Below are 16,843 nucleotides of genomic sequence, written 5' to 3'. Positions count from 1 at the left end.
CCCGGGGAGCCCGACGGTCCGGGCGGCCCGGTCCCCCCCCCGCGAGGACCGCGGTCACCGCCGGGGCCGGGTGCCCCGCCCGCTCCGGTCGCGCCCCGGTCGCCCTTGGCGCCGGGCTCGCCGGGGGCGGCGGCCGGCACGCGCACCCGGTCGAGCAGGTCGTCGACGGCCTCGGACGGATCGGGTGCCGCCGGGGTGCCGCCACCGGCCTCGACCTGGGCACGCAGATCGCGTACGTCCTGCGCCAGCGTCGACACGGCCTCGCCGCGCCGGTCGGCCTCGGCGCGCAGCCCGTCGGCCCTGCGGTCACCGGCGTCGATCCGCGCCCACAGGCTGACCGCGATGCCGCAGAGCGCGATCAGCACGCACCTGACGCCGCGGGGCAGGCGGGAGTTTGACGACAGGGCCTACGGTCGCGCTCGGACTGGAGCTTCTCGGTCAGGCTGGAGTAGCCGTTCAGGGCGTTCTCGCCCCGCTTCCCCAAGTACGCCACGACGGCCGCGCCCAGCACGCCCGCGCAGGCAAGTAACGAGCCGAGCAGGGTGGTGCCGGCATCCAAGTAACTGCCTCCTACCTGGACGACGGGCCGTGTGTACGGGGCCCGTTCGAGGTTGTCCGGAGCAACGAGGCAAGTGCCTCCGGGGTACGCGCCCGCCCCGCCCGTACCTCCGGACGGGTGCTGACGGAGCGTCATTTCCGGCTGTACCACCGGTTGGCGGCGAAGGGGGCCAACCCGAGCAGTTCACGGGCCTGTTGATCCGGATTTCCAGTACGGACGGCTGATGCGGGCTAACGTTCCGTCATGAACGCACCGGACATGGAACCCCGCCTGGCCCTCGACCCCGCACACACCGCTCTCGTGCTGGTCGACCTGATGGACCGCATCGTCAGCCTGCCCCTGGAGCCACACAAGGGGACCGAAGTCCTCGCCGTCGCCGAGGAGTTGGCGTCCGCCTTCCGGCAGGTGGGCGCGCTCGTCGTACTCGTGCGCGTGGAGCGGCCCGGTGTCCACGAGCAGCCGCCCGGAAGTGGTCTGGTCGCGGGGCTCGCGGCGGAGGGCGACGTCGAGATCGTGAAGCGGAGCATCGGCGGCTTCCAGGGCACGGGGCTGCACGAGCGGCTCCGTGAACACGGTGTCTCCACGCTGGTGTTCGGCGGCATCGCCACCAACCTCGGCGTCGAGTCCACGGCCCGCGCCGCAGGTGACCTCGGCTACGACCTCGTCTTCGTCGAGAACGCCATGGCGGCCCTCACCGGCCCCGAACACGAGGCCTCGGTAAAGCTGGACTTCCCACGCCTGGGCACGGTCGTCACGGCTTCCGAGGTGCGGTTCGCCGGGGCGTGAGGGGGTGCAGTCCGGGCTGCTTGTCCGCGAGTGAGCCGAAGGGGCTGTACCGCCCCGGAGGCGAACCGGGCACTCAGAACAGCAGGCCCCCTCCCGGCGCAGGGGGCGCTCCCCGCCGGGTGGGGGCCCCGCCGCCGTGCAGCGGGGAGACCGGTCAGCCCTGGGCGGCCGCGGCCTGCAGAGCGATGCGGTGCTCGCCCGCGTACACGTTCATGGAGGTGCCCCGCAGGAAGCCGACCAGCGTGAGGTTCGACTCGGCGGCCAGGTCCACCGCCAGGGAGGACGGCGCCGAGACCGCCGCGAGGACCGGGATGCCCGCCATCACGGCCTTCTGGGCCAGCTCGAAGGACGCCCGGCCCGAGACCAGCAGGACAGTGCGGGAGAGCGGCAGCGAGCCGTTCTGGAGGGCGCGGCCGACCAGCTTGTCGACCGCGTTGTGCCGGCCCACGTCCTCCCGGATGTCGACGAGTTCGCCCTCCTCCGTGAACAGCGCCGCCGCGTGCAGACCCCCGGTCCGGTCGAACACGCGCTGCGCCGCGCGCAGCCGGTCGGGGAGGCTCGCGAGCAGTTCGGGTCCGAGCCGCACCGGGGGAGCCGTGTCGCCCGCCGTGTCGTCGATCGACCAGCGGGCGGTCGTACGGACCGCGTCCAGGCTCGCCTTGCCGCACAGGCCGCAGGACGAGGTCGTGTACACGTTGCGTTCGAGGGTGATGTCGGGGATGACGACGCCGGGCGCGGTCCGTACGTCGACGATGTTGTACGTGTTCGAGCCGTCCACCGTCGCACCGGCGCAGTACACGATGTTCTGCAACTCGTCGGCCGCGCCCAGCACCCCCTCGCTGACCAGGAAGCCCGCCGCGAGCGCGAAGTCGTCGCCCGGGGTGCGCATCGTGATCGCGAGGGGTTTGCCGTTGAGGCGGATCTCCAGTGGCTCCTCCGCGACGAGCGTGTCCGGGCGGGCGGAGACCACCCCGTCCCGGATGCGGATCACCTTGCGTCGTTCCGTGACTCGTCCCATGTCCTGATCAGTCCCGGTTCTGTACGTGCTGGTAGCCGAAGCGGCCCTTGATGCAGAGGTTGCCGTGGGTCACCGGGTTGTCGTGCGGCGAGGTGACCTTCACGATCTCATTGTCCTGCACGTGCAGGGTGAGATTGCAGCCCACTCCGCAGTAGGCGCACACCGTGGTCGTCTCGGTCTGCGCCGGCTCGTCCCACGTACCCGCCGCGCGCATGTCGAACTCCGACTTGAACGACAGCGCGCCCGTCGGGCACACCTCGATGCAGTTGCCGCAGTACACGCACGCCGAGTCGGTGAGCGGCGCGTCGTGCTCGACGGCGATCCGGGCGTCGAAGCCGCGCCCGGTGACCGAGATCGCGAAGGTGTTCTGCCACTGGTCGCCGCAGGCGTCCACGCACTTGTAGCAGAGGATGCACTTGTCGTAGTCGCGCACGTACAGGTCGTTGTCGACCTTCGGCTCCTCGTTGAGACGGGCCGCGTCCGGGCCGAACCGGTCGGGCTTCGCCTCGTACTCCTTGAGCCAGCCGGCGACCTCCGGTGTGGTCGACAGGTCGACCGAGGACGCGAGGAGTTCGAGGACGATCTTGCGGCTGTGGCGGGCGCGCTCGGTGTCCGTCTGGACCTGCATGCCCGCCTCCGCTTTGCGGGAGCACGCCGGGACGAGGGTGCGCGCGCCCTCGACCTCGACGACGCAGACGCGGCAGGCGTTCTTGGGGGTGAGCGTGTCGCCCTGGCAGAGGGTCGGGACGTCCTTGCCCACCGACCGGCAGGCGTCGAGGATCGTCGACCCCTCCGGGGCCCGCACGGGCTCACCGTCGATCGTGAACTCCAGCAGACGGCGGGGGATCCCCAGCGGTATCAAGGTCATTCGTACGCCCCCAGGCGGTCGATGGCGGATTCCACGGCGTTCCACGCGGTCTGCCCGAGACCGCAGATCGAGGCGTCCTTCATGGCACGGCCCACCTCGCGCAGCAGGGCGATGTCGGGTGCCGCGTCCGCGCCCGTCCGCCCGACGATGCGGTGCAGTGCCTCCTCCTGGCGCACGGTCCCGACCCGGCACGGCACGCACTGTCCGCAGGACTCGTCGCGGAAGAACTCGGCGATCCGCAGCAGCAGGCGGGGCAGCGGCACGGTGTCGTCGAAGGCCAGCACGACCCCGGAGCCGAGCGTGGTGCCCGCCTCCCGCGTGCCCTCGAAGGTGAGCGGGATGTCCAGCTCGTCGGGCCGTACGAAGCCACCGGCCGCGCCGCCCAGCAGTACCGCGCGCAAACGTTTACGTACGCCCGCGAGGTCCAGCAGCTCGCCGAGCGTCGCACCGAACGGCAGCTCGTAGATGCCGGGCCGGTCCACGCTGCCCGACACGCAGAACAGCTTCGGTCCGGTGGACTTGCCGGTGCCGATCGCGGCGTACGCCTGCGCCCCCATCGTGAGGATGGGCAGCACGTTGACCAGCGTCTCGACGTTGTTCTCCGCAGTGGGTTTGCCGAACAAACCCTTCTCTACGGGGAAGGGCGGTTTCGACCGCGGTTCTCCCCTGTACCCCTCTATGGAGTTGAAGAGGGCGGTCTCCTCGCCGCAGATGTACGCGCCCGCGCCGCGCCGGATCTCGATGTCGAAGGCGTACCCCTGGCCGAGGACGTCGTCGCCGAGCAGCCCACGCGCGCGGGCCTGCCCGATGGCATGCTCCATGCGTTCCAGGGCCCGCGGGTACTCGCCGCGCAGATACAGATAGCCCTTGTGCGCCCCGACCGCGTAGCCCGCGATCGTCATCGCCTCCACGAGGGAGTACGGGTCGCCCTCCATGACCACGCGGTCCTTGAAGGTGCCCGGCTCGGACTCGTCGGCGTTGCAGACGAGGTAGTGCGGATGGTCGGGCTGGGACGCCGTGGCCTGCCATTTGCGGCCGGTGGGGAAGGCGGCGCCACCGCGCCCGACCAGGCCCGCGTCGGTGACCTCGCGGATGACCCCGGCGGGGCCGATCGCGAAGGCCTGCCGCAGGGCCGTGTAGCCGCCGTGCGCCCGGTAGTCGTCCAGCGAGGCCGGGTCGACCAGGCCCACGCGGCTCAGCAGCACGAGCTCTTCACGGCCCGCCCGGCCCGCCTGCGGTACCGCCAGGGCCGCCGGCGGCTCCTCTGGCGCCGAGTCGGGTGAGCTCGCCGCGAGCACGGCCCGCTCGACGGTCGCGGGCGCCGACACGGCCGTACGTACCGGATCCCCGGCTTTGATCGCCAGCGCGGCCGGAGCCCGCTCGCACAGGCCCAGGCAGGGGCTGCGCTCGACGCTCACGCCGCTGCCGAGGCCGAGCCGGGCCTCGACGCCCGCGCACAGCTCCGATGCCCCGGCCGCCGCGCACGCGAGGTCCGTGCAGACGTGCAGGACCGTCGCGGGCCGCGGTTTCACCGAGAACATCGCGTAGAAGGTGGCGACCCCGTACGCCTCCGCCGGTGGCACGGTCAGCCGTCGGCAGAGGTAGTCGAGGGCGCCCTCGCTGATCCAGCCGATCCGGTCGTTGACGGCGTGCAGCCCCGGCAACAGCAGGTCACGGCGTTCCCGGGCCTCACGCCCGCCGCGTGCCCACCTGAGGTCGGCGTCGCTGCGGTCGGCGCCCTCCCACGAAGACTCCGGAGGACCGAGCAGTGCGTCGATGGCCGCCCGCTCCTCGTCCGTCGGCTTGCTGTCACCGAAGTGCAGGTCCACCACACATCACCTCACTTGAATCGCAACCGGCAGCTTGTCGATCCGGATCGCCGACGCCTTGAACTCCGCCGTCCCCGCGATCGGGCAATTGGCCTCGATCGTCAGCTGGTTGGTGTCCACCTCGTCGGGAAAGTGCATGGTCATGAACGCGAGCCCGGGCCGCAGCGCGGTGTCGACCCACACCGGCGCCACCACCGCCCCGCGCCGCGAGGAGATCTGGACCTCCTCGCCGACCACCACGCCGTAGCGCTCCGCGTCCTCCGGGCACAGCTCGACGTACTCACCGCGCCGCAGCGGCGAGGCGAAACCGCCGCTCTGCACCCCGGTGTTGTACGAGTCGAGCCGTCGCCCGGTGGTCAGGCGGATCGGGTACTCCTCGTCCGTCAGGTCGACCGGCGGGTCGTGCTGGACCAGCCCGAAGGGCGCGAGCCGGCCGCGCTCGGCCGGGTCGGACGCCCACAACCGCCCGTGCAGATAGGTCGGTTCGAGCCGGTCCGTCTCCGGGCACGGCCACTGGATGCCCTGGTGCTCCTCCAGCCGCTCGTACGTCATCCCGAAGTGGTCCGGGGACACCGACCGCAGCTCGTTCCACACGGCCTCGGAGTCCGCGTACTTCCATTCGTGGCCCATTCGGGAGGCGAGGTCGCAGAGGATGTCGATGTCCTCGCGGGCCTCCCCGGGCGGGATCACCGCCCGGCGCACCCGCTGAACCCGCCGCTCGCTGTTGGTGGTCGTGCCCTCGGTCTCGGCCCAGCCGGCCGTCGCGGGCAGGACGACGTCCGCGAGCTCGGCGGTCTTCGTCAGGAAGATGTCCTGGACGACGAGGAAGTCGAGGGCACGCATACGGCGTACCGCCTGCTCGCTGTCGGCCTCCGACTGCGCCGGGTTCTCGCCGATGCAGTAGACGGCCTTGAGCGTGCCCTCCTCCATGGCCTCGAACATCTCGGTGAGGTTCATCCCGTAGTGGGGCTGGATGACGGTGTCCCAGGCTGACTCGAACTTCAGCCGGGTGTCCGGGTCGAGGATGTCCTGGAAGCCGGGCAGCCGGTTCGGGATGGCGCCCATGTCGCCGCCGCCCTGCACGTTGTTCTGCCCGCGCAGGGGCTGCAAACCCGAGCCGAACCGCCCCACATGGCCCGTCAGGAGCGACAGGTTGATGAGCGCGCGGACGTTGTCCGTGCCGTTGTGGTGCTCGGTGATGCCGAGCGTCCAGCACAGCTGGGCCCGCTCGGCGCGGGCGTAGGCGTGCGCCAACTCCCGTATCGCGGCGGCCGGTACACCCGTCACCTTCTCGGCGAGGGACAAGGTCCAGGGCTCGACGAGTTGCTTGTACTCCTCGAAGCCGGTGGTCGCCCGCTCGATGAACGCGTCGTTGGCCAGCCCCGCCCGGATGATCTCGCGGCCGATTGCGTGCGCCATCGGGATGTCCGTGCCGACGTTCAGCCCGAGCCAGCTCTCCGCCCACTCGGCCGTGGACGTGCGGCGCGGGTCGACCGCGTACATCCGGGCGCCGTTCCTGATCCCCTTCAGGACGTGATGGAAGAAGATCGGGTGCGCGAACCGGGCGTTGGAACCCCACATCACGATGAGGTCGCTGTGCTCGACCTCGGCGTACGAGGAGGTGCCGCCGCCCGAGCCGAAGGCGGCCGACAGGCCCGCCACGCTGGGCGCGTGGCAGGTCCGGTTGCAGGAGTCGACGTTGTTGGTGCCCATGACCACGCGGGCGAACTTCTGCGCCACGTAGTTCATCTCGTTGGTCGCGCGGGCGCAGGAGAACAGGCCGAACGCGTCGCGTGCCGCGCCGAGTCCCCGGGCGGCGCGGTCCAGGGCCTCGTCCCAACTCGCCCTGCGGAAGGGCTCGTCGCGCGAGTCGCGGACCAGCGGATACTCAAGTCGGGTGTACGTCTTGGGAGTTCGGTCGCGCTTCCTCATGCGGTGGTCCTCACGGTCCTCATGCGGGTGCTCATGGCGGTCCTCATGCGGCTGTCCTCAGTGCGAGCAGGTCCGAGATGGCGTGGACGGTGCGGAGCGTGGGCACCGGGACGTCGGTGATCTCCGCGAGTTCGACGACCGCGGCGAGCAGGACGTCGAGTTCGAGCGGTTTGCCGCGCTCCAGGTCCTGGAGCGTCGAGGTGCGGTGGTCGCCGACGCGCTCCGCGCCGGCCAGCCGCCGTTCGATGGAGACGCCCACCTCGCAGCCGAGTGCCTCGGCCACCGCGAGCGTCTCGGTCATCATGATCTCGATGACCCGGCGCGTACCGCCGTGCAGGCACATCTGCCGCATGGTCGCGCGGGCCAGGGCGCTGATGGGGTTGAAGGAGATGTTGCCGAGCAGCTTGAGCCAGATGTCGTTGCGCAGGTCCGGCTCGACGGGGCACTTGAGTCCGCCCGCGATCATGGCCTCGCTGAACGCCGTACAGCGCACCGAGACCGAGCGGTCGGGCTCCCCGACGGAGAACCGCGTGCCTTCCAGATGGCGGACGACTCCCGGTCCTTCCAGCTCGGTCGCCGCGTAGACGACACAGCCGATTGCCCGTTCGGGTGCGATCACCGCACTGACCGCGCCGCCCGGGTCCACGCTTTCCACACGGTGGCCGTCGTGCGGGCCGCCGTGCCGGTGGAAGTACCACCAGGGGATGCCGTTCTGAGCGGCGATCACCGCTGTCGTGTCATTCAGGAGAGGCTCGATGAGCGGCCCGCACGCCGCGTACGAGTTGGCCTTGAGGCCCAGGAAGACGAAGTCGACCGGGCCGACCTCGGCCGGGTCGTCGGTGGCGTGCGTCCGCGCGGTGAAGTCGCCGCGCGGGCTGAGCACTCGCACTCCGTGCTGCCTCATGGCCGCGAGATGCGGTCCACGGGCGATGAGGTGCACATCGGCACCCGCGCGATGCAGCGCGGCACCGACGTAGGCGCCGATAGCACCGGCGCCGAGAACTGCCACTTTCACTTGGGGGCTCCGTTCGGTCGAGGGTACCGAGGAGACGCTGAACAGCGTTGAACCATGTCGACTGAATATTGTCTACAGTATGGGAGTTGGGGCAGCAAGGGTTCGCGCAGCACCTGCGACACGCTTCGGGGATCCACCGAGTGTCGCCGGACACAGCTCAGGAGTTCGCTGAGCGTCGCGCCCCGAACACCCTTGGTGGAGCAGTCGAGTTCGACCGGGCGCGGTCGAGCCTGGCTTCCGAATGCCGTTCGTCGGACCGAACCGACCGTTCGTCGCGCCCTGGATACCGTTCACCGCATATGGCATACGCGTTCGTGTGGCCGTCTTCCCAACCGGCCGACCGGTTCCTATCGTCCGGGATCATGAGTCCCCCTGTAGCCCCACCGGGCTGGAGCCGCTGGCTGGTCCCGCCCGCGGCCCTGTCGGTCCACCTCTCCATCGGACAGGCCTACGCCTGGTCCGTGTTCAAGCCGTCCCTGGAGTCCGCGCTCGACCTCAGCGGCACCCAGAGCGCCCTGCCCTTCCAGCTCGGCATCGTGATGCTCGGCCTGTCCGCCGCGTTCGGCGGCACACTCGTCGAGCGCAACGGGCCGCGCTGGGCGATGACGGTCGCCCTGATCTGCTTCTCGTCGGGCTTCCTGCTCTCCGCGCTCGGCGCCGCCACCGAGCAGTACTGGCTGATCGTCTTCGGCTACGGCTTCGTCGGCGGCATCGGCCTGGGCATCGGCTACATCTCGCCCGTCTCCACGCTCATCAAGTGGTTCCCGGACAGGCCCGGCATGGCCACCGGCATCGCCATCATGGGCTTCGGCGGCGGCGCGCTCATCGCCTCGCCGTGGTCCGCGCAGATGCTGGAGTCCTTCGGCTCCGACAGCTCCGGCATCGCCCAGGCATTCCTCGTGCACGGACTGACGTACGCCGTCTTCATGTCCCTCGGCGTGTTCCTGGTCCGCGTGCCGCGCCCCACGAAGACCGCGGCCGACGGCCGTCCGGCGCCACTCGAAGGCGTACAGGTCTCCGCGAACAGCGCCATCCGAACCCCGCAGTTCTGGTGTCTGTGGGTGGTGCTCTGTATGAACGTGACCGCGGGCATCGGCATCCTGGAGAAGGCCGCCCCGATGATCACGGACTTCTTCTCGGACACCTCCACACCCGTCTCGGTGTCGGCGGCGGCCGGGTTCGTCGCGCTCCTCTCGGCGGCGAACATGGCGGGCCGTATCGGCTGGTCGTCGACGTCCGACCTGATCGGACGCAAGAACATCTACCGCGTCTACCTGGGCGTCGGCGCGTTGATGTACGCCCTCATCGCCTGGGTCGGGGACTCCTCGAAGCCGCTGTTCATCTGCTGCGCCCTGGTGATCCTCTCCTTCTACGGAGGCGGCTTCGCGACCATCCCCGCCTACCTGAAGGACCTCTTCGGGACCTACCAGGTCGGCGCGATCCACGGGCGGCTGCTCACCGCCTGGTCGACCGCCGGAGTCCTCGGACCGCTGATCGTGAACTGGATCGCGGACCGGCAGGAGGAGGCCGGCAAATCCGGAGCGTCCCTCTACGGAATGTCACTGATCATCATGATCGGGCTGCTCGTGATCGGCTTCGTCGCCAACGAACTCGTGCGCCCGGTCAACGCCCGCCATCACATCCCCGCCCAGAGGGAGGCATCCGATGTCACCGAGCGACAGCAGTCCGCCTGAGGCCGGTCCCGACCGCCGCCCACTGATCGCCTTCGCCTGGCTCTGGGTGGGGGCGCCGCTGGCCTATGGCCTGTATGAGCTGGTACAGAAGGCCACCCAACTGTTCACAGGGTAGGTGTTCGGGTGTCCGAGGGCCTGACAGAAGCTGACAAGGGTGGCACACCAATCCTGTGGCATCACGTGCCCTCGTACCCGTGAGTACCTGATCAGACTGGTGAGTCCCGTTACCCAGGCAACAAAGGGGACCGCCCATGAACGGCTCACGCATCGCCGCTGTCGGCCACTACCAGCCCGCCAGGATCCTCACCAACGAGGACCTGGCGGACCTGGTCGACACCAGCGACGAGTGGATCACGAGCCGGGTGGGCATCCGTACGCGGCACATCGCCGGCCCCGACGAACCGGTCGACGAGCTGGCCGCGCACGCGGCGGCCAAGGCCCTGGCGGCCGCCGGCCTCGCCCCCGACGACATCGACTTCGTCCTGGTGGCCACCTCCACAGCCGTCGACAAGTCGCCGAACATGGCCGCCCGGGTCGCCGCCCGCCTCGGTATCCCGTCGCCCGCAGCCATGGACGTCAACGTCGTCTGCGCGGGCTTCACGCACGCCCTGGCCACCGCCGACCACGCCGTCCGCGCGGGTGCCGCGACCCGGGTGCTGGTCATCGGCGCCGACAAGATGTCCGACGTGGCCGACTGGACGGACCGTACGACCTGTGTGCTTGTCGGGGACGGGGCGGGCGCCGCGGTCGTCGAGGCCGCCGAGGAGCCCGCCATCGGGCCCGTGCTGTGGGGCTCGGTGCCAGAGATGGGGCACGCGGTCCGCATCGAGGGCACCCCGTCGCGGTTCGCGCAGGAGGGCCAGAGCGTCTACCGCTGGGCGACCACCAAGCTCCCGTCCCTCGCGCGCGCGGCCTGCGAGCGCGCGGGTCTGACCCCCGAGGACCTCGCCGCGGTCGTGCTGCACCAGGCCAACCTGCGGATCATCGAGCCCCTCGCCGCGAAGATCGGCGCCGTGAACGCCGTCGTCGCGCGCGATGTCACCGAGTCGGGCAACACCTCCGCCGCCAGCATCCCGATCGCCCTCTCCAAGCTCGTCGAACGCGGTGAGATCTCCACCGGCGACCCGGTCCTGCTCTTCGGCTTCGGCGGCAACCTCTCCTACGCGGGACAGGTCATCCGCTGCCCGTGACGTGCGGGTATTCCGGCGAGCGAGCCCTTCCAAAGGGTCGTGTGACGAGGCCAACTCCCCTCCGGCCTGGCCATTGTGCGCCGTAGACTGTAGACGAAAGACAATTGATACTGGCTCTGAGGCTGCCGTGCTGCCGGCGCGCACGCCGCCACTGCCCAGGAGGGGGACCGCGATGTTGTCGACCGGACTGCCGCAGGGGTCGGTGCCCAAGCTCGAACGGCCGGGACCACTCCGGGACCGTGTCTACGAAGCGCTGCTCGAACTGATCACGACCCGTGCCCTGCAGCCCGGCCAGCATCTGGTCGAGAGCGAGTTGGCGGGGCACCTCGGGGTCTCCCGGCAGCCCGTGCGCGAGGCGCTGCAGCGGCTGAACACCGAGGGCTGGGTCGATCTGCGGCCCGCCCAGGGCGCCTTCGTACACGAACCGACAGAGGCCGAGGCGGACCAACTCCTCACGGTGCGCACGCTGTTGGAGGCCGAGGCCGCCCGGCTGGCGGCGGCCAACACGGGCACGGCCGGAATCGCCGCCCTTGAGGAGCTGTGCGCCCAGGGCGAGGAGGCGGTCGGCGCCGACGACGTGGACGGGGCGGTCGCGATGAACGCCCGTTTCCACGCGAAGGTCATGGAGCTCGCGGGCAACACGGTCCTCGCCGAACTGGCCGCCCAGGTCGACCGGCGGGTCCGCTGGTACTACACACCCGTCGCCAGGCAGCGCGGCCACCAGTCCTGGATCGAGCACCGCGACCTGATCGCCGCGATCGCCGCCCGCGACGAGCAGCGGGCGACCGAGGTCATGCGCGCCCACACGGAGCACACCCGCCGGACTTACCACGCCCGCCCTCGCGACTGAGTGCCCGCTGGAGGTGAGCTTGCGCAGCCGCGGGTCCGTTGTGGCTGGGCGCGCAGTTACCCGCGCCCCTTACGGGGGCCGCTCGTGTTCGCCCGAGTCGGAGGTAGGGGCTGTCAGAACGCGTTCGCGTGTTCCGTCGCCCACTGGCGGAACGTGCGCGGCGGTCGTCCCGTGACCTCCTCGACCGTGGGCAGGACCTGGGACTCGTCCAGGATCCCGTCGGCGAAGAAGCGCAGGAACGCCTCGGCGTACGGGGCCGGGAAGGCGGCCCCCAGCGCCTCGCGGGCCTCCTCGTCGGTGAGCCCGACGGTACGCAGCTCGCGGCCGAGCACCTCGCCGAGGACGGCGATCTTGTCGGCGGGCAGCAGTGACTGAGGGCCCGTCAGGGTGTAGGCGTGGCCCGCGTGTTCGGGCGAGAGGAGGGCCCGGGCGGCGACCTGGGCTATGTCGTACGGATCGATGTCCGCCGTACGGACACCGGGGAACGGCACCCGCACCTCGTCGCCCTTGCGTATCTGGTCCGCGAGCGACACCGCGTTCGACATGAAGCTCACTGGCCGCAGTAAGGTCCAGGCGAGCCCGGACTCGCGCACCCCGTCCTCCGCCGCCCGCAGATAGCGGGTGACCGCGTTGCCGTCGTCGACCGCCGCCGACTTGCCGGAGAGCATCACGACCCGCTCGACACCGGCCGCCCGCGCGTCGGCGAGGACGGCCCGCTGCCCCTCGTACCCGGGCATCAGGAACAGGGCCCGCACCCCGTCGAGTGCCTCCCGTACGGTCTCCGGGCGGTTCAGATCGCCGGCCACGCCCTCGGCACCCTGCGGCAGCCCGGCCCCCTCGCCCGATCGGCTCATCGCGCGCACCGGCTCGCCCGCGGCGGCCACCGCGCGCACCACACCGGCGCCGACGTTCCCCGTGGCACCCGTCACCAGGATCATCAGTTCCCCCCTCTCCCGCCCGGGCCACGGCAGCCCGGAGCACAGGGTGCCCATCCTGCTGTGTCCTTCCGTGCGGGGCCACCGCCCCAACTCGCTTTGTCCTCTGAGTGGAAGAAGTCGTCAGCAATTCGTGCTCAACTTCTTCCCAGCCTGGGCAGCCGCTGCTACGTTCCACTCGAAAGCCAACGACGGCGGTGCCGATGAGGCGGGGAGGGGCTCGTGAGACGCATGACGGCGCGACCCGGAAACGCCCACCAGGCGCGGCTGCTCAGGCTGTTGCGTGACGGGGGTCCCAACTCACGGGCCCAGCTGGGCGATCAGGTGGACCTCTCGCGGTCCAAACTGGCCGTCGAGGTCGAACGGCTGCTGGAAACGGGCCTCGCCGTGGCCGACGGACTCGCCGCCTCGCGCGGTGGCCGCCGTTCCCACAACATCCGGCTCGCTCCCGCGCTGCGCTTCCTCGGGGTCGACATCGGCGCCACCTCGGTCGATGTCGCCGTCACCAACGCGGAGTTGGAGGTGCTGGGGCACATCAACCAGCCCATGGACGTACGCGAGGGCCCGGTCGCGGTCTTCGAGCAGGTCCTGTCCATGGCGGCGAAGTTGAAGGCCTCGGGGCTCGCGGAGGGGTTCGACGGCGCCGGCATCGGCGTACCCGGCCCGGTCCGTTTCCCCGAGGGTGTCCCGGTCGCCCCGCCGATCATGCCGGGCTGGGACGGGTTCCCGGTCCGCGAGGCACTGAGTCAGGACCTCGGCTGCCCCGTCATGGTCGACAACGACGTGAACCTGATGGCGATGGGGGAGCAGCACGCGGGCGTGGCCCGTTCCGTGGGCGACTTCCTCTGCGTCAAGATCGGTACCGGTATCGGCTGCGGGATCGTCGTCGGCGGTGAGGTCTACCGCGGTACGACGGGCAGCGCGGGCGACATCGGCCACATCCAGGCCGTGCCGGACGGCCGCCCGTGCGCGTGCGGCAACCGGGGCTGCCTGGAGGCCCATTTCAGCGGCGCCGCGCTCGCCCGCGACGCCACGGAGGCCGCCCAGCAGGGGCTTTCCCAGGAACTGGCGGCACGACTGGAGGCGGCGGGCGCCCTGAGCGCCGTCGACGTCGCCGCCGCGGCCGCCGCGGGTGACGCCACCGCGCTCGATCTGATCCGCGAGGGCGGCAACCGCACCGGCCAGGTCATCGCCGGACTCGTCAGCTTCTTCAATCCGGGCCTGGTGGTGATCGGCGGCGGTGTGACCGGACTCGGCCACACCCTGCTCGCCGCGATCCGCACCCAGGTCTACCGCCAGTCGCTGCCTCTGGCGACCGGCAACCTCCCGATCGTTCTGGGGGAGTTGGGCCCCACCGCCGGAGTCATCGGCGCGGCCCGGCTCATCAGCGACCACCTCTTCTCACCCGCGTAACGCCTGCTTCCAGAGCCGCAAGAGCGCAACCACGCCTTCACGAGCCGCAAGAGCGCCATTTCCGCACGAGCCGCAAGAGCGCCACTTCTCCACGAGCCGCAAGAGCAGCACCTCTTCCCGAGGTGCTACCGCACCACACCTCACCACACACCCTGCTTCGCCCTGCCTCACTCCGCCCTGCCCTGAGACCGGCCCGCACGCCGAGGGGAACCGTCATGGCTCCAGAACCACCCCTGCTCACCATGTCCGGAATCACCAAGTCGTTCCCCGGTGTCCGGGCCCTCGACGGCGTCGACCTGGACGTCCAGACCGGCGAAGTGCACTGCCTGCTCGGCCAGAACGGCGCGGGGAAGTCCACTCTCATCAAGGTCCTCGCAGGTGCCCACCAGCCTGACGACGGCGTGATCACCTGGCGCGGCGAACACGTCACCCTGCGCTCGCCCATCGCCGCCATGCGCCTCGGTATCGCCACCATCTACCAGGAACTCGACCTGGTGGAGCACCTGTCGGTGGCCGAGAACGTCTACCTCGGCCATGAACCGACGACCGCCGGATTCGTCGTGCGCGGCAAGGACGCCAAGGCCTCAACCGGTGCTCTCCTCAAGCGACTTGGGCACTCGGAGATAGATCCGGCGCGGCTCGTCGGTGACCTGTCCGCGGCCCAGCAGCAGATCGTCTCCATGGCACGGGCGCTCTCCCACGACGTACGGCTCATCGTCATGGACGAACCGTCCGCGGCCCTGGACCCCGACGAGGTCGACAACCTCTTCCGCATCGTCGGCGACCTGACCGCGGAAGGGGTCGCCGTCGTCTACATCTCGCACCGGCTGGAGGAGATCCGCCGCATCGGCGACCGGGTCACGGTCCTGAAGGACGGCCGGGCGGTGGCGGGCGGACTGCCCGCGAAGTCGACGCCGACCCGCGAGGTCGTCGCGCTGATGACCGGGCGGAACGTCGAGTACGTCTTCCCGGAGCGGCCCACGCACCAGGCGCTTCCCGATCCGGTGCTTGAGGTCCAAGGCCTCGCCCGGGACGGTGAGTTCGCCTCGCTCGACCTCACCCTGCGCCCCGGCGAGATCGTCGGCCTCGCGGGACTCGTCGGCTCCGGCCGCTCCGAGATCCTGGAGACCATCTACGGCGCCCGCAAACCGAGCACCGGCCAAGTCCTCGTCGACGGCAAGCGGTTGAAGCCCGGCAGCGTCCGCGCCGCCGTCCGCGCCGGACTCGGACTCGCCCCCGAGGAACGCAAGGCACAGGCCCTGCTGATGCTGGAGTCCGTCACGCGGAACGTTTCGGTGTCCTCCATGTCCCGCTTCTCGTACGGGGGTTGGCTCGACCGGAGCGCCGAGCGGAACGCGGCGCAGAAGGCGACCCGCGAGCTTTCACTGCGCCCCGACAACCCGTCCGCCCCTGTGCGCACCCTCTCCGGCGGCAACCAGCAGAAGGCCGTCCTCGCCCGCTGGCTGCTGCGCGGCTGCCGGGTGCTGCTGCTCGACGAACCGACCCGCGGCGTCGACGTCGGCGCCCGCGCCGAGCTGTACGCCGTCATCCGCCGCCTCGCCGACGAAGGCCTGGCCGTGCTCATGGTCTCCAGCGAAGTACCCGAGGTCCTCGGCCTCGCCGACCGCGTCCTGGTGCTCCGCGAGGGCCGGGTCGTGCACACGGCGCCCGCCCGGGAGCTCGACGAACACCGCGTACTCGACCTCGTCATGGAAGGAAGCCCGGCGTCATGACGCAGCCCGTGTCCCCGCCCCGGGACGACACCCCGAAGCTGTCACCACAGGTGGACCCCAGTCCGTGGCGGGCGGTCGTGGCCCGTGCCGACGTCCGCACGCTCTCGCTGCTCGGTGTGCTCGCCGCACTGATCCTCATCGGAGGCATCACCAAGCCCGACGAGTTCCTCGACACCCGCAACCTCCAACTCGTCCTCACCCAGGCCTCGGTGATCGGTGTCGTCACGGTCGGCATGACCTTCGTCATCATCTCCGGCGGCATCGACCTGTCCGTCGGCGCGATCGTCGCGCTCGCCTCGGTGTGGGCGACGACCGTCGCCACCCAGGACTACGGCTTCGTCGGCATCTTCTTCACGGCGGTGATGGTCGGCGTCGGCTGCGGCCTCGTCAACGGGGTGCTGATCGCGTACGGCACCATGGTGCCGTTCATCGCGACACTGGCCATGCTCGCCTCGGCCCGCGGTCTCGCCCTCCAGATAACCGACGGCAACACCCAGGTCGTCACCGTCGACGGCATCCTCGACCTCGGCGAGCGCGACTCCTACGTCCTGGGCGTCCCGCCGCTCGTCATGGTGTTCGCGGTCGTGACGATCATCGGCTGGCTCGTACTCAACCGCACCACCTTCGGCCGGCGCACGGTCGCCGTCGGCGGCAACGCGGAGGCGGCCCGGCTCGCCGGTATCGACGTACGCCGCCAGCGCCTCTACCTCTACCTGCTGTCCGGACTGTGCTGCGGCATCGCGGCCTTCCTGCTGATCATCCTGTCCGGCTCGGGCCAGAACACCAACGGCAACCTCTACGAACTCGACGCCATCGCCGCCGCGATCATCGGCGGCACCCTGCTCACCGGGGGACGCGGCACCATCGTCGGCTCGGTGCTCGGAGTCCTGATCTTCACCACGATCACCAACATTTTCGCCCTGAACAACCTGCAGAGCGACGTCCAGCAGATCGCCAAGGGCGCGATCATCGTCGCCGCCGTGCTCGTCCAGCGCCGTACCGCCAGCACGACCTGAGGAAA

The 16,843-nt window shown here is 70.5% G+C and carries 14 protein-coding genes; 8 read left to right on the top strand and 6 right to left on the bottom strand.

Annotated elements, in window-relative coordinates; translation table 11 throughout:
- The first annotated feature begins 817 nt into the window (after nt 1-817).
- Entirely contained in the window at nt 818-1,345 is a 528-nt protein-coding gene (locus tag ACZ5VQ_RS09630) for an isochorismatase family protein (RefSeq protein WP_469104587.1), read from the top strand.
- Nucleotides 1,346-1,499: 154 nt separating this feature from the next.
- Here the strand turns inward: ACZ5VQ_RS09630 and fdhD are convergent, their stop codons facing one another.
- The 5 genes from fdhD to ACZ5VQ_RS09605 are packed head-to-tail and all read right to left on the bottom strand — an operon-like array spanning nt 1,500 to nt 8,007.
- Complete coding sequence (fdhD, locus tag ACZ5VQ_RS09625) at nt 1,500-2,363, bottom strand: formate dehydrogenase accessory sulfurtransferase FdhD (RefSeq protein WP_469104415.1); 864 nt, start codon at nt 2,361-2,363, stop codon at nt 1,500-1,502.
- 7 nt (nt 2,364-2,370) lie between these two features.
- The gene (locus ACZ5VQ_RS09620; RefSeq protein ID WP_469104414.1) at nt 2,371-3,231 is read right to left on the bottom strand and encodes a 2Fe-2S iron-sulfur cluster-binding protein; all 861 of its coding nucleotides are present in this window, start codon (nt 3,229-3,231) and stop codon (nt 2,371-2,373) included.
- Complete coding sequence (locus tag ACZ5VQ_RS09615) at nt 3,228-5,060, bottom strand: NAD(P)H-dependent oxidoreductase subunit E (protein WP_469104413.1); 1,833 nt, start codon at nt 5,058-5,060, stop codon at nt 3,228-3,230. Before ACZ5VQ_RS09615 ends, ACZ5VQ_RS09620 begins: the two co-directional genes overlap by 4 nt.
- Before the next feature lie 6 nt (nt 5,061-5,066).
- A complete protein-coding gene (locus ACZ5VQ_RS09610) occupies nt 5,067-6,992 on the bottom strand; it encodes a molybdopterin oxidoreductase family protein (RefSeq protein ID WP_469104412.1) in 1,926 nt (641 codons plus the stop codon).
- Between the two features lie 43 nt (nt 6,993-7,035).
- Nucleotides 7,036-8,007 (bottom strand): 2-dehydropantoate 2-reductase, encoded by a 972-nt coding sequence (locus tag ACZ5VQ_RS09605; RefSeq protein WP_200394918.1) that lies wholly within the window; start codon nt 8,005-8,007, stop codon nt 7,036-7,038.
- Between the two features lie 362 nt (nt 8,008-8,369).
- On the opposite strand from ACZ5VQ_RS09605, the gene ACZ5VQ_RS09600 reads away from it, so the two are divergent.
- The 4 genes from ACZ5VQ_RS09600 (at nt 8,370) to ACZ5VQ_RS09585 (ending at nt 11,741) form a co-directional block, all read left to right on the top strand.
- A complete protein-coding gene (locus ACZ5VQ_RS09600) occupies nt 8,370-9,701 on the top strand; it encodes an OFA family MFS transporter (RefSeq protein ID WP_469104411.1) in 1,332 nt (443 codons plus the stop codon).
- The gene (locus tag ACZ5VQ_RS09595) at nt 9,673-9,816 is read left to right on the top strand and encodes an MFS transporter small subunit (RefSeq protein WP_469104410.1); all 144 of its coding nucleotides are present in this window, start codon (nt 9,673-9,675) and stop codon (nt 9,814-9,816) included. Before ACZ5VQ_RS09600 ends, ACZ5VQ_RS09595 begins: the two co-directional genes overlap by 29 nt.
- Before the next feature lie 136 nt (nt 9,817-9,952).
- A complete protein-coding gene (locus ACZ5VQ_RS09590; RefSeq protein ID WP_450551653.1) occupies nt 9,953-10,891 on the top strand; it encodes a beta-ketoacyl-ACP synthase III in 939 nt (312 codons plus the stop codon).
- 172 nt (nt 10,892-11,063) lie between these two features.
- Complete coding sequence (locus ACZ5VQ_RS09585; protein WP_055616771.1) at nt 11,064-11,741, top strand: GntR family transcriptional regulator; 678 nt, start codon at nt 11,064-11,066, stop codon at nt 11,739-11,741.
- Nucleotides 11,742-11,854: 113 nt separating this feature from the next.
- On the opposite strand, the gene ACZ5VQ_RS09580 is transcribed toward ACZ5VQ_RS09585, so the two are convergent.
- The gene (locus ACZ5VQ_RS09580) at nt 11,855-12,733 is read right to left on the bottom strand and encodes an NAD(P)H-binding protein (protein WP_469104409.1); all 879 of its coding nucleotides are present in this window, start codon (nt 12,731-12,733) and stop codon (nt 11,855-11,857) included.
- Nucleotides 12,734-12,907: 174 nt separating this feature from the next.
- On the opposite strand from ACZ5VQ_RS09580, the gene ACZ5VQ_RS09575 reads away from it, so the two are divergent.
- The 3 genes from ACZ5VQ_RS09575 to ACZ5VQ_RS09565 all read left to right on the top strand — a co-directional run bounded on the left by ACZ5VQ_RS09575 (nt 12,908) and on the right by ACZ5VQ_RS09565 (nt 16,838).
- The gene (locus ACZ5VQ_RS09575) at nt 12,908-14,089 is read left to right on the top strand and encodes an ROK family protein (protein WP_469104586.1); all 1,182 of its coding nucleotides are present in this window, start codon (nt 12,908-12,910) and stop codon (nt 14,087-14,089) included.
- 215 nt (nt 14,090-14,304) lie between these two features.
- Nucleotides 14,305-15,822 (top strand): sugar ABC transporter ATP-binding protein, encoded by a 1,518-nt coding sequence (locus tag ACZ5VQ_RS09570; RefSeq protein ID WP_469104408.1) that lies wholly within the window; start codon nt 14,305-14,307, stop codon nt 15,820-15,822.
- A complete protein-coding gene (locus ACZ5VQ_RS09565; protein ID WP_469104407.1) occupies nt 15,819-16,838 on the top strand; it encodes an ABC transporter permease in 1,020 nt (339 codons plus the stop codon). The genes ACZ5VQ_RS09570 and ACZ5VQ_RS09565 overlap by 4 nt, the downstream gene beginning before the upstream one ends.
- The last annotated feature ends 5 nt before the right edge of the window (nt 16,839-16,843 follow it).

The sequence above is a fragment of the Streptomyces sp. NPDC033178 genome, assembly GCF_055577685.1.
Note: the sequence above shows the minus strand (reverse complement) of the source record. Positions and strands in the feature narration are given on the sequence as shown.